Raw genomic sequence first — 13,365 nt, 5'->3', positions numbered from 1 at the left:
AAATTAGAAAAATTTTATGACTGAGCAGCACAAGCACATAGGTTCGTTTATCACCCTTGAGGGTGGTGAAGGTGTAGGAAAGTCGACTAATTTAGCCTTTATTATTAACGATATAAAAAAGCGTGGCCTTTCTGTGGTTAAAACCCGTGAGCCTGGAGGGACTCCAATAGCAGAGCAAGTTAGAGAGTTATTGCTTCACCATGCTGATGAAGCATTAGATCCAACTGCAGAGTTATTGTTAGTGTTTGCGGCTAGAGCACAACACCTGGCTCAGGTAATTAAACCTTCATTAAATGCAGGAAAGATTGTCGTTAGTGATCGCTTTACGGATGCCAGCTTTGCATATCAGGGAGCCGGTAGAGGCTTGTCAATAATGGTACTTGAGACTTTAGAAGCACTTGTACAGCAGACACTTCAGCCTGATCTGACGCTGCTTTTAGATTTGCCAGTTGCGGTAGGTATGGCCCGAGTGGCTAAAAGAGGGCAAAGTGACCGCTTTGAGCAGCAGCAGCATGATTTTTTTGAACGTGTGCGAGTGGGCTATTTGGCTCGTGCAAAAGCATATCCTGAGCGGTTTCGCATTATTGATGCGGCACAGCCTTTAGCTGATGTTCAGCAACAAATCAGACAGGTGCTTGATGAGTTTTTCAGTAAGTAATGAATTATCTCTACCTTGGCAGGGGCCTTTATGGAATCACTGGTTCCAGCAGCACCAACAAGGGCGAATGGCACATGCTTATTTACTGGAAGGTCATAAAGGGCTAGGTAAGTTTCAGTTTGCACTGCGTGTTGCCTCTGTATTGCTCTGCTCAAATGCTGTCAATGGCTCAGCTTGTGGACTTTGCAAAAGTTGTCAATTATTAAAAGCGAAGACTCACCCCGATCTGTTGGTGGTTTCGCCAGAACAGGAAGGTAAGCCCATTAGGGTCGATCAAGTTAGGGAGTTGCTTGGCTTTGCCAGTAAAACGGCACAGCAAGGTGGCTATCGGATTATTATTATTCGTCCTGCAGATGCAATGAATATCAATGCATCAAATGCATTACTGAAGTGTTTGGAAGAGCCAGGTGATAATACGATAATATTACTTATTACTGATATTAGTAGCGGATTACTCCCAACGATAAAAAGTCGGTGTCAACGGTTACAATTTACGCTGCCTGATCCGCAAATGGGTAGGGAATGGTTGATGAGGCAAGACACTTCTCTTACCGAGGAATCAGCAACACTACTATTAAACCTTGCTAGCCAGGCCCCTTTGCTTGCACATGATTACTATCATAAGGATGCCTTAGCCATTCGCCAGCAGGTGTTGGAGGGGGTAAAAGCGATTACCAAGCGGCAGGTTTCTCCTGTAAGTCTAGCTAAGCAGTGGCAACCTATTGAATTATCACTCGTTTTAACTTGGCTATTAGACTGGTTAAGCGATATGATAAAAATCTCGCAACTAGGTTGTGATAGTTGTTGCAAAAATAAAGACGTAACGCCAATGTTGACCTATATTGCTAATAAGGCAGGTATTCAAGCACTCTATCAATATTATGACTGGTTGCTGATACAGCGCCAGCACCTGTTAAGCCAAGGCAATTTAAATCTTCCGTTATTGATAGAAGGGGTTCTCATACGTTGGCGCGGTCTGACTCAACGCTGAAAAGCAAGGCAGTAACATGAATAAACCTCCTCGACTTGGCCCTCGTAACGGTATTTTGTCACTTACCATTAAGGATAAGGCTGTTCTATACGCAGCTTACATGCCTTTTGTTGCTAATGGTGGGCTTTTTATTCCTACTAATAAGCAATATAAATTGGGCGATGAAGTCTTTATGCTGCTCAATCTGATGGATGAACCCGAAAAAATCCCGGTAGCTGGCAAAGTAATCTGGATTACACCACGACGTGCTCAAGGTAATCGTGCTGCAGGTATCGGTGTGCAGTTTAATGGTCAAGATGATATGGCGCGCAGTAAAATCGAAACCTATCTGGCAGGTGCGCTGCAGTCTGATCGACCTACTCATACCCTCTAGTTCATATCAACACCTCGCAGTTTCACTTTTTTCTTCAGATTATGCTGGCTGAGTATTTATTACGCTCAGCCTTGGGAGCGATGTTTTTATAATGTTAGTGGATTCTCATTGTCACCTTGATCGTTTAAAACTGGATGCTTATGACAACAACCTGGCTACGGCAATGCAAGCAGCAGAGCAGGAAGGGGTTAGTCACTTTCTGGCAATTGCCGTTAGTATGGAGAACAGCCCACAGGTAGTTTCAATTGCCGAGCAGTATCCCAATGTGTTTGCCACTGTAGGAGTACATCCTTTAGAGCAAGAGGGCAAAGAGCCTGATGTAGATGCGCTAGTTGCACTGGCGGATCATCCTAAGGTGGTGGCTATTGGGGAGATGGGGCTAGATTATTACTATGCGAAGGAGACTATTCAGCAACAGCAGCAGCGCTTTGCAAGCCAATTACAGGTAGCACAGCAAGTGAATAAACCGGTGGTTATTCATACTCGGGAAGCAAAAGCGGATACATTGGCATTACTTCGCAGCCATACTATTGAAAAGTTTGGAGGGGTTTTACACTGCTTTACGGAAGATTGGGATATGGCACGCCAAGCGCTGGACTTAGGTATGTATATTTCGATTTCAGGGATTGTTACTTTCCGCCAGGCTGATAATGTGCGAGAGGTTGCTAAGAAAATTCCTCTGGATCGTTTGCTGGTAGAAACAGATGCGCCTTATTTAGCCCCAGTACCATTTCGTGGCAAATCTAACGAGCCAAAGTATGTTAAGGCGGTTGCTTCCTTTTTAGCTGAGCTAAGAGGTGAATCCTTAACGACACTGGCAACACAAACCAGTGCCAATTTCTTTAATCTATTTAAAGATGCAAAAGCCTAAGTAACCAGGCCAATTCTAGTCACAAAGTAGCTCTTCCCGTTGTTTGAAATACTGAAGTGCTTCAGGATTCGCCAGTGAATCAGTGTTTTTCACTGGCCGGTTGTGAATAGTCTCTCGAACGGCTATTTCCACGATTTTGCCACTACGGGTTCGGGGAATATCACTGACTTGCAATACTTTCGCAGGAACATGACGTGGTGTTGTGTTCTGGCGAATCGTTTGCTTAATAATATTTACCAAATCGTCATTGAGTGTTAGTTCAGGTTTCAGTTTAACGAACAGCACGATACGGTTATCTCCTTGCCAGTCCTGGCAAACAGCAATACTTTCCAGTACCTCAGGAATTATCTCAACTTGTCGGTAAATTTCCGCTGTGCCGATGCGTACACCACCTGGGTTTAGAACGGCATCGGCCCGACCATGGATAATGACACCACCGTTTTCAGTGATTTCACCAAAATCCCCATGGCTCCAGTACCCAGGGTGCTGACTAAAGTAAGCTGCTTGGTACTTTTGTTGGTTAGGGTCATTCCAAAAGCCTATAGGCATAGAGGGAAAGTTCTTGCGGCAGACCAGCTCACCTTTTTCACAGACATTGGCTTGATCTCCATTGCTGCGCATGAAGACTACATCCATCCCTAGCCCAAGACACTGTAACTCACCTCGATAGATGGGAAGAATAGGGCAGCCAAGCGCAAAACACGAAATGATATCAGTACCTCCAGAGATCGATGATAGGCAAATGTCTCGTTTGATATCACGATAGACATAATCAAAGCTGTCATCGGCCAGCGGTGAACCCGTTGATAAAATAGTACGCAAGGCTTTGAGCTGAAAGTGCTGAGCAGGTATTACCTGTTGTTTTTGTAGTGCTGATAAATACTTGGCACTGGTGCCAAATACACTGACATCTTCGGTTTCCACGATATCAAAAAGGATAGAGGGGGTTGGATGAAACGGGGAGCCATCATAAAGAACCAGCGTTAAGCCTAAAGCCAGTGCGCTGACTTGCCAGTTCCACATCATCCAACCACAAGTGGTGAAATACAAAAAGACATCATCATCTTTTAAGTCAGTATGCAAACCTAACTCTTTTAAGTGTTGGAGTAATGTGCCACCTACGCTATGCACAATGCATTTAGGTTTACCCGTAGTGCCAGAAGAATAAAGAATGTAAAGCGGAGCATTAAAGGGAACAGGGGTAAAGGTAAGCCTTGGTGGAGGCAAGGAGGTATCCAGCCAGTCTTGCCAGCAGCTGATATTAGGCAATGTAGGTGGTTTGGCTCCAGGGTTGGCAAAGTTGATAACAACTGTTTGCGTTAAGCAATCCAGGTTTTGGACAAGGTGAGAGACTTTGTTATGAAGATCAATATGTTTGCCATTATAGAAATAGCCATCTGCAGTAAACAATACTTTGGGTGTAATCTGACCGAATCGGTCTAAAGCCCCTTGCCAGCCAAAGTCGGGTGAACAACTGCTCCAGACTGCTCCTAAACTGGTTGTTGCGAGCATGGCAATTACGGCTTCAGGGCAGTTCGGTAAGTAGCCTGCAACTCTGTCGCCTTGACGGATACCATAGTGCTTGAGTTTAGCGGCTACCTGAGCAACTTGCTGATGGAGTTCGTGATAACTAATGGTATAACGTTGGCCCTGTTCTCCACGAAAAATAATGGCAGGCTTATGATCACACCGAGAGAGCAAATGTTCTGCATAGTTTAATGTGGCACCCTGGAACCACTCTGCACCAGGCATGCTTTGGTCGTTTGTCAATATGGCTTGAGGGGGGTGATGCCAGCGTATCCCATAAAACTCACTAAGCAATGACCAAAATTCCGGACGATGTTTTATTGACCACTCATGGAGATGAGGATAGTCCACTAATGTCGTTGTATAGTGATGGTTTACCCTGGTCATAAAGGCCGTCATGTTGCTGGCAGCGACGCGGGCCTGGCTTGGTTTCCACAGCAGTTTACTCATAATCATCCCAATGTCGTACATTTAGTTTTTATTGTTACGCGAGCGGGCCATATCATGATTTTTTAGCTGAGCATAGAGTGCACATGCGACCTTGCTTTGGTTGGGGCGATTAAGTTGTTGGCAAATCCAGTGACTGACCGCTGTAAGCTGTGAAAGGTCAATATTGGATTGAATCCCTAATCCATTTAGCAGATACACTACATCCTCAGTAGCGACATTGCCGCTGGCTCCCTGAGCGTAGGGACATCCTCCCAGCCCCGCGATAGCACTATCTACAATGGCAACCCCTTCCTCCAGCATGGCATAAATGTTTGCCAGTGCTTGTCCGTAGGTATCATGAAAATGAACCGCGAGCTGAGAAAGAGGCACATAGTGTGCGACAGCGGCTAACATCCGTTTACAGGACAATGGGTTGCCCACGCCAATCGTATCACCCAGTGAGATTTCATCACAGCCCATTTCATTTAACTGCTGGGCAACCCAGGCGACTTGTTGGGGGGCAATATCGCCCGTGTAAGGACATCCCACTGTACAAGATATATAACCTCTGACCCGTAACTTTTGGGCTTTTGCTTTATCAATCAGAGGGATAAAACGTTCCAGGCTTTCCGCAATAGAGCAGTTAATATTTCGCTCGCTAAACACTTCACTGGCGGCTGCAAATACAGCAACCTCATTGGGCTGGCAGCTCAATGCTCGCTCAAAACCACGAAGGTTAGGGGTTAACACACTGTAAATCACTTCTGCTGAGCGTTGAAGCTGATGCATAACCTGCTCGGTATCAGCCATTTGAGGAACCCATTTTGGTGATACAAAACTGCCTGTCTCTATATGCCTGATACCTGTAGCGACCAGCTGCTCAATGAGCTGGCATTTTAGCAATACAGGTAATGAGTTTGGCTCGTTTTGTAAACCATCCCGAGGGCCAACTTCCACAATACGAACATGACTGGGCAAGCTCATGCTGTTACCTCACTGGCTGAAGACTCAACATCAGCCCACTCAAAATCCAGCAGTTCAAAGCCTGCTGTCACTAATGCACCAGGTTGGCAGTTAAAGCGTGTGACTTTCCCTGCGGCGGGCGCTCTGATGGTGTGCTCCATTTTCATGGCTTCTAAGATCAGTAAGGGGGTGTTTTTAGCCACGCTATCCCCTGGTTTGACCAAGAGTGCAACAACACTGCCAGGCATGGGTGCTGTTAGTTCTGAGCCTGTCTCATTTTCTAGGGTTTGGTGTTGACGCTGTTGATGAAAATGAAACCACTCGCCAGCATATTGCACATCAATTGAAGCATCACCTAATGCTCCCAGTTGATAGTGCGTAATGAGAGTATGTCGGTGTTGGTCCGTGGTCTGTAACGTAATAAGGTTCCCTTTTCGCCAGAAATGGCATGTTTGAGATGCTTCTGCCAAGGCAATTTCCAACGTTTGAGTATCCATTTCACGCATGGCGAGTGTAAAGGCCTGTCGCCCGTGATGCAGCGTTAACGTCAGTAAGTTTGGCTGATTTAAGCGCCAGGCATGGTGACTGCGCCATGGAGAATAAGGGTCTGTTGTTTGGTGGTGAATCGGTGAGCGTGGTGTATCAAGCCACGCTATAGCCGCGCCCATAAGCGCGATATTTCTGTGCTGATCAGGGGGCTGTTGAATGCTTGAAACTACACGCTCAACATACTGGGTATCTGTTTGACCATGACGTACTTCTGGCTGCTGTAATAGTCGATATAGAAATCCTTGGTTGGTGGTAATACCTTGTAGTTGTAGTTTACTGAGCGCCTGTTGAAGGCGCTGGATAGCGGCAGGTCGTGAGGGGGCCCAGCTAATTATTTTGGCTAACAGGGGATCATAGTGAATAGAGACTTCATCACCCTGCTGTACGCCGGTATCTATACGCAGATGATTTATCTCGGGCCATGTTAAGTGGGTAATGGTACCAGTTGAAGGTAAAAAGCCTTGTTGAGGATTTTCAGCATATAAGCGTAATTCTATGGCATGGCCATTGATAGCCAGTTGCTGTTGGCGGCAGGGGAGGTGTTGCCCCTGAGCTATAAGTAATTGCCATTCCACCAGATCTTGCTGTGTAATCATTTCTGTCACAGGGTGTTCAACCTGCAGGCGAGTATTCATCTCCATAAAGTAAAATTGTTCATCTGCACAGACCAGAAACTCAACAGTACCTGCGCCGACGTAGCCAATGGCTTTGGCAGCACGAAGCGCAGCCTCCCCCATTCGTTCACGCAATTTTGCCGATAAACCTGGAGCGGGTGCTTCTTCAACGATTTTTTGGTGACGACGCTGTAGGGAACAGTCTCGTTCGAACAGAGACACGCCATGTCCCTGTTCATCCATAAAAATCTGGACTTCAATATGCCGTGGTTGGCTAAGGTATTTTTCCAGCAGTAACGTATCATCACCAAAGCTCTTTTGGGCTTCGCGCTGTGCAGCGGCCATTTCCGTAGCGAGTTCACTGGGCTGATGAACGATACGCATGCCTTTACCACCACCGCCTGCCGCCGCTTTAAGCAGTATTGGGAATCCTATTTCTTGAGCTGCGTGTTGAAACGCTGCGAGTGATTGATCTTGCCCGTGATAACCGGGTAGTAAAGGCACATCGGCTTGTTGTAGGTGTTGCTTGGCAGCCTGCTTACTACCCATGAGGGTGATGGCCTGAGCGGGAGGGCCGACAAAGGTAAGGCCTGCTTGTTGGCAAGCTGCAGCAAAATCAGCATTTTCGGATAAAAAACCATAGCCTGGGTGAATAGCATTGGCGTTGGCTTGTTTGGCAATTGCTAGAATTTTGTGTGTGTTCAGATAACTTTCTGTGGCTGGCGCTGGGCCAAGGGCATAAGCTTCATCGGCTAGTTGAACATGCAGCGCATGTTGGTCTGCTGATGAGTAAACAGCAACACAATGTATCCCCATTGCCTGTGCAGTGCGGATAATACGACAGGCTATTTCCCCACGGTTGGCTATCAAGAGTGTACGCATTATTCAGACCTCGCCGTGTTCGAGTGATTTTCAGGTTGGCCTTGCGCTGTTTTAGCATGCTCGTTGAGTTGCCATTCAGGAGGTCGTTTGGCGAGAAAGGCTTGCATACCTTCCTGTCCTTCAGCAGAAGTGCGAAGGTCTGCGATCAATTGTTGGGTATATCGTACAAGTTCTGGTGAGATGGGGTGAAAAGCGACATTGGCAATTAACTGTTTAGCAGCCTGTAAAGCATGAGGACCATTATTCAGTAAGCGTTGAATAAAACGTTCAGTGGTGGTGGCAAGCTCATCAGCTTCACAGACTAAGTGAACAAGTCCTAGTTGTTCAGCAGTAACTGCATCAAAGCTTTCGGCGGTGAGAAAATAACGTCGTGCTGCGCGAGGACCAATCGCCTGAATAACATAAGGACTGATGACGGCAGGTACTAGTCCCAGCTTAACTTCACTCAGGCAAAAAGAGGCTTTGGGGGTTGCTACCGCAATATCACAGCAGGACACTAAGCCCACAGCACCACCATAGGCAGCACCATGAACCTGACCAATAACGGGATGTGGAAAGTCATTAACAGTTTGTAGCAGGGTGGCAAGCTGGCCTGCATCGGTCATATTGTCTTGGTGCGTGGCTGACGCCATACGTTGCATCCAGGAAAGGTCTGCACCTGCACTAAAGTGTTTTCCTTCACCATTGATAATTAACAATCTGACCTGGGGGTGTGCAGCCAGTGCCTGCAGTTGTGTAATCAGTTCTGCAATCATTGCATCATCAAAGGCATTGTGTACCTGAGGCCGGTTTAAAGTCAGGGTGGCAACGCCATCTTTACGGCAGGTGATCTGTAAATAGGCAGATGAATAGAGCGCGTCCATGACAACTCCTTACATACGAAAGATGCCAAACTGGCTGGTTGGAATAGGGGCATTCAGACAGGTAGATAAACTCAGCCCGAGTACTGTTCTGGTTTGTGCGGGGTCGATGATGCCATCATCCCATAGCCGGGCACTGGCATAATAGGCACTGGCCTGGTGTTCATACTCTGCGACCAGTTCAGCTCGGTAACTATCACGCTCAGCGTGAGGCCAGGTTTGCTGACGTTTATTAAGGGCGGCCTCTTTAATTTGGACTAAGACATCCGCAGCTTGCTCTCCCCCCATGACTGAGATACGGGCATTGGGCCATAACCAAAGAAAACGAGGATCATAAGCACGACCACACATGCCATAATTGCCCGCACCATAGCTGCCACCAATAATCACTGTGAGTTTAGGTACGTTGGCACAGGCTACGGCATTAACCAGTTTGGCTCCATGTTTAGCAATACCTTCACTTTCATACTGACGACCAACCATAAACCCCGTAATGTTCTGTAAAAACAGCAGTGGAATACCACGTTGACAGCAAAGCTGAATGAAGTGGGCTCCTTTCTGAGCTGACTCAGAAAACAGCACGCCATTGTTGGCCAGAATGCCAATGGGATATCCCCATAGTCGGGCAAAGCCACAGACTAATGTGCTTCCAAATAACCGCTTAAATTCATCAAATACTGAGCCATCGACCAGACGGGCAATAACCTCACGGACATCAAAGGGTTTACGGCTATCATCTGGAATGATGCCGTACAGTTCTTCAGCAGAGTAACGAGGCGGTTCAACCGGCATAACGTCCAGTGCTGTCTTGGCGGGCCTATTGAGTTGAGCAATACATTGCCGAGCTTGTTGTAGAGCATGCTCGTCATTTTCAGCGTAATAGTCCGTGACCCCAGATAGCTTACAGTGGGTATCTGCACCACCTAGTTCTTCTGCGGTAACAGTTTCACCAGTAGCTGCTTTAACCAAAGGCGGGCCTGCTAGAAAAATAGTACCTTGTTGTTTCACAATAATGCTTTCATCGGCCATTGCCGGGACATATGCCCCACCGGCTGTACAGGAGCCCATTACCACAGCAATTTGAGGAATGCCCTGCGCTGACATTCGAGCCTGGTTAAAGAAAATACGACCAAAGTGGTCTCGGTCAGGAAAGACTTCTGCTTGGCGAGGCAGGTTGGCACCACCAGAGTCCACTAAGTAAATGCAAGGTAGATGGTTTTGTGCGGCAATCTCCTGGGCTCGAAGATGCTTTTTCACTGTTAACGGGTAGTAACTTCCTCCTTTAACGGTGGCATCGTTGGCAATAATCATGCATTCAATGCCTGCTACCTGGCCGATACCTACGATGATTCCCGCTGCAGGCACGGCCTCATCATAGACTTCCCAAGCGGCAAACTGGCCAATTTCTAAAAAGGGACTGCGACTATCCAGTAAGTGGTTAATACGTTCTCGTGCTGGGAGTTTGCCTCGAGCCTGGTGGCGTGCCATTGCACTGGGTCCACCACCTTCAGTAATGGAAGCCAGACGGGTTTTTAAGGTCAGTGTGAGTTGCTGATGGTAGTCACTATAGCGTCGGTACGTATCACTTTGAGTATCAAGTTGACTGGTGATAACAGACATAACCTTGGATATCCTTACTGTGGAATTCCATACCACCTGACTCAATGCGTCCTCAAGCCCACTAGTCAGGTATGCACTTCTTTTCTTATTTTTCTTTCGTTGAAGTAGTGACTGGCACTACAGATTAACTCAAGTATTTACTTAGAGTGCTCAAACAGCTCACGACCAATTAACATACGACGAATTTCAGAGGTACCCGCACCAATCTCGTAAAGTTTGGCATCTCTTAGTAGACGTCCAGTAGGGTAGTCATTGATATAACCATTGCCCCCCAGGATTTGTATGGCATCAAGTGCCATCTGGGTTGCTTTCTCTGCACAATAAAGAATGACACCTGCGGCATCGGTTCGGGTTGTCTCACCGCGGTCGCAGGCTTGAGCTACAGTGTAAAGATAAGCACGGCAGGCATTTAGCGTGGTATACATATCCGCTACTTTGCCCTGAATGAGCTGAAACTCACCAATAGCTTGACCAAACTGATGGCGCTGGTGAATGTAAGGTATCACCACATCCAGGCAAGCTTGCATGATGCCCACTGGGCCTGCAGCCAAAACTACCCGTTCATAGTCCAGGCCACTCATCAGCACTTTGACGCCTTCATTTTCGTTGCCAAGAATATTGGCGGCAGGCACCATGCAGTCCTGAAACACCAGTTCACAGGTGTTAGAACCACGCATGCCTAACTTATCCAGTTTCTGCGCCTGGCTGAAGCCTGCAAAACCCCGCTCAACAATAAACGCGGTAATGCCTCGAGGGCCTTTATCCTTATCAGTTTTGGCATAGACCACATAGGTCTGGGCATCTGGGCCATTGGTAATCCACATTTTGTTGCCATTGAGTCGAAAATAATCACCTTCTCGCGCAGCGTTCAGCTTCATACTGACGACGTCAGAACCTGCATTGGGTTCGCTCATGGCTAGCGCCCCCACATGTTCGCCACTAATCAATTTGGGGAGATAGCGCTGTTGCTGTTCTGGTGTGCCATTACGGCGAATCTGGTTAACACAAAGATTGGAGTGTGCACCATAACTCAAGCCTACGGATGCTGAGCCACGACTGATTTCTTCCATCGCAATGGCATGGGCAAGATAGCCCATACCGCTTCCCCCCAGGTTTTCCTCAACGGTAATACCCAGTAAACCGAGATCTCCCAGCTTGGTCCATAACGCTTTTGGGAATGCATTGTCACGGTCAATACTATCCGCTAAGGGGGTGATTTCTTTTTGGGTGAACTGATACACCTGAGAGCGAAGTAAATCCATCGTTTCGCCAAGTGCAAAGTTAAGGCTGGGGTAACGGGTATGCATGGTAAGGTCCTTTATCTTATTTATTATGATGCGTAGATGAAGGGGCGATGATGCCTTGCTGTTTAGCTAATGCCGCCAGACAGCGTGCTTTAGCGGCAGTGAGTTCTTCCTGCATGACTTTGATATCGTCAAGCTGGTGGATGAGTTGTGTCTGACGTCGGTCGATTGCCACTAGAAAATGCTGAAGTTGTTTACGGTTGTCCGTTGTCGGGTCATACATATTGATGAGTTCTAAGCATTCATCCAGGGAGAATCCTAACCGTTTGCCTCGAAGGATAAGCTTTAACGTAACTCTATCCTTATTACTGTAAATGCGCCGATTTCCCTCTCGCTTTGGGTTAAGTAACCCTTTGTCTTCATAAAACCTAATGGTCCGTGGGGTAACACGGTATGCCTTGGCTAACTCAGAAATACTGTAAGTCTCTGACTCTGAATGATTCATTGTTTTTATTGTGGTGGTTTATAGGCGTTTGCAACACGTTGTTCCATATCCATAGGTGTCGTTCCATAGATGCTGATTAAACGAGAACAGAAAGTGTTTCGGTAATTACGTATAACCTTTACGTAAACGTAAACCTTGAGTGTGGATATTGGCAAGCGCATCAAGGTTTATGACAATCGTGCAAAGTGTCAACTATCTGTAACAGCTAAGTAGGTGAGGGCTAGTCAGGGAGGTTAAATAATGCGCTCTACAGCATGGTGTGATTAGCACTAAGCTCCTCACAAATTTTGATAATGCAATCGCGCATCCAACGGCTTGCCGCATCGAGTTCAGTGCTTTCATGCCAGTAGAGGTGAGCTTCCATGATGGGAATATCATTAAAGGGTAAGTTGACACAATGTAAATCAGGATAAGCTCGGGCAAATCGTTCTGGTACCGTCATGGCTAAATTACTTCGCCTGACGACCAAAGGTGCCATTAAATAATGCTGGGCGCTTAAGGCAATGTTACGGTTAATCCCCTGGCGACCCAGCGCTATATCTATCTCATCTATACGGCTATCAAAACGACTGGATATTTGTACATGTTTTAAAGAAAGATACTCTTCATTGTTGATAGACGCTTTAGCCAGGGGGTGATCACGGCGCATCACACAGACATAGTTATCTTCAAATAAAGGCACATGTTTAACTTGAGGGTCTGTATTAAGAGGGGCATCAATCACAAAATCGAGGCGCCCAGAGGCAAGCTCTTTGGTGGTTTCGCGTCGTTGCACGGGCATACTGGTGATATTAATACGAGGTGCTACGTTATCTAGCTTGCCAAATAAACGGGGGAGAATAACTGCTTCAACTAAATCACCCATACTGACACGGTATTGACGCTCAGAGTCAGCAGCCACAAATTGATCAGTTTGCTGGACACTGCGGCGGATAAGCTGGAGTGCCTGGCGTACCGAGCCGATGACATTTTGGGCAACAGGTGTGGGAACCATGCCATGCGCTGTTCTAATGAAAAGCTGGTCATTGAAAATTTCCCGTAACCGTGACAATGCATTACTGACAGCAGGTTGGGTAATTCCAATAATATGACCCGCGCGGGTTAAGTTGGCTTCTGTGTATATCGCATCAAAGACGACAAATAAGTTGAGATCGATTTTACTTAAATTCATGACCGGCCTCTTGCAAAACAACTGCTTTACTTCTGTGCAAGCCCGATGCTGTAAGACAAACGATGTCATCTAACCGCAACACTCCTTATACAAAAAGTAGATGGTTGC

12 protein-coding genes are annotated in these 13,365 nt (G+C 46.8%); 4 read left to right on the top strand and 8 right to left on the bottom strand.

Annotation, left to right across the window (positions count from 1 at the left end; all coding sequences use genetic code 11):
• The first annotated feature begins 16 nt into the window (after positions 1–16).
• The 4 genes from tmk (at position 17) to ACQ96U_RS07050 (ending at position 2,893) form a co-directional block, all read left to right on the top strand.
• Positions 17–658 carry a dTMP kinase gene (gene tmk / locus ACQ96U_RS07065; RefSeq protein ID WP_431720537.1) on the top strand — a complete coding sequence of 214 codons (642 nt, stop codon included), beginning with the start codon at positions 17–19 and terminating at the stop codon, positions 656–658.
• Positions 639–1,649 carry a DNA polymerase III subunit delta' gene (locus tag ACQ96U_RS07060; RefSeq protein ID WP_431720536.1) on the top strand — a complete coding sequence of 337 codons (1,011 nt, stop codon included), beginning with the start codon at positions 639–641 and terminating at the stop codon, positions 1,647–1,649. Before tmk ends, ACQ96U_RS07060 begins: the two co-directional genes overlap by 20 nt.
• A 16-nt stretch (positions 1,650–1,665) precedes the next feature.
• Positions 1,666–2,022, top strand: coding sequence for a PilZ domain-containing protein (locus ACQ96U_RS07055; protein ID WP_215819693.1), 357 nt, complete (start codon positions 1,666–1,668; stop codon positions 2,020–2,022).
• Between the two features lie 91 nt (positions 2,023–2,113).
• A complete protein-coding gene (locus ACQ96U_RS07050; protein WP_431720535.1) occupies positions 2,114–2,893 on the top strand; it encodes a TatD family hydrolase in 780 nt (259 codons plus the stop codon).
• 15 nt (positions 2,894–2,908) lie between these two features.
• On the opposite strand, the gene ACQ96U_RS07045 is transcribed toward ACQ96U_RS07050, so the two are convergent.
• The 8 genes from ACQ96U_RS07045 to ACQ96U_RS07010 form a co-directional block, all read right to left on the bottom strand.
• Positions 2,909–4,870 carry an acetoacetate--CoA ligase gene (locus ACQ96U_RS07045; RefSeq protein WP_431720534.1) on the bottom strand — a complete coding sequence of 654 codons (1,962 nt, stop codon included), beginning with the start codon at positions 4,868–4,870 and terminating at the stop codon, positions 2,909–2,911.
• 21 nt (positions 4,871–4,891) lie between these two features.
• Positions 4,892–5,833, bottom strand: a complete 942-nt coding sequence (locus tag ACQ96U_RS07040; RefSeq protein WP_431720533.1) for a hydroxymethylglutaryl-CoA lyase — start codon at positions 5,831–5,833, stop codon at positions 4,892–4,894.
• A complete protein-coding gene (locus ACQ96U_RS07035; RefSeq protein WP_431720532.1) occupies positions 5,830–7,857 on the bottom strand; it encodes an acetyl/propionyl/methylcrotonyl-CoA carboxylase subunit alpha in 2,028 nt (675 codons plus the stop codon). Before ACQ96U_RS07035 ends, ACQ96U_RS07040 begins: the two co-directional genes overlap by 4 nt.
• A complete protein-coding gene (locus tag ACQ96U_RS07030; RefSeq protein ID WP_431720531.1) occupies positions 7,857–8,720 on the bottom strand; it encodes an enoyl-CoA hydratase/isomerase family protein in 864 nt (287 codons plus the stop codon). Before ACQ96U_RS07030 ends, ACQ96U_RS07035 begins: the two co-directional genes overlap by 1 nt.
• 9 nt (positions 8,721–8,729) lie before the next feature.
• Positions 8,730–10,337: a carboxyl transferase domain-containing protein gene (locus ACQ96U_RS07025; protein ID WP_431720530.1), complete on the bottom strand. Its 1,608-nt coding sequence runs from the start codon at positions 10,335–10,337 to the stop codon at positions 8,730–8,732.
• A 137-nt stretch (positions 10,338–10,474) separates the two neighbouring features.
• Positions 10,475–11,644, bottom strand: a complete 1,170-nt coding sequence (locus tag ACQ96U_RS07020; RefSeq protein ID WP_431720529.1) for an isovaleryl-CoA dehydrogenase — start codon at positions 11,642–11,644, stop codon at positions 10,475–10,477.
• A 16-nt stretch (positions 11,645–11,660) separates the two neighbouring features.
• The gene (locus ACQ96U_RS07015; RefSeq protein WP_431720528.1) at positions 11,661–12,086 is read right to left on the bottom strand and encodes a MerR family transcriptional regulator; all 426 of its coding nucleotides are present in this window, start codon (positions 12,084–12,086) and stop codon (positions 11,661–11,663) included.
• 247 nt (positions 12,087–12,333) lie between these two features.
• Positions 12,334–13,257, bottom strand: coding sequence for a LysR family transcriptional regulator (locus ACQ96U_RS07010; RefSeq protein ID WP_431720527.1), 924 nt, complete (start codon positions 13,255–13,257; stop codon positions 12,334–12,336).
• Positions 13,258–13,365 lie beyond the last annotated feature (108 nt).

This window comes from Zooshikella sp. RANM57, from assembly GCF_050749885.1.
Classification (GTDB): Bacteria; Pseudomonadota; Gammaproteobacteria; order Pseudomonadales; family Zooshikellaceae; genus Zooshikella.
Note: the sequence above shows the minus strand (reverse complement) of the source record. Positions and strands in the feature narration are given on the sequence as shown.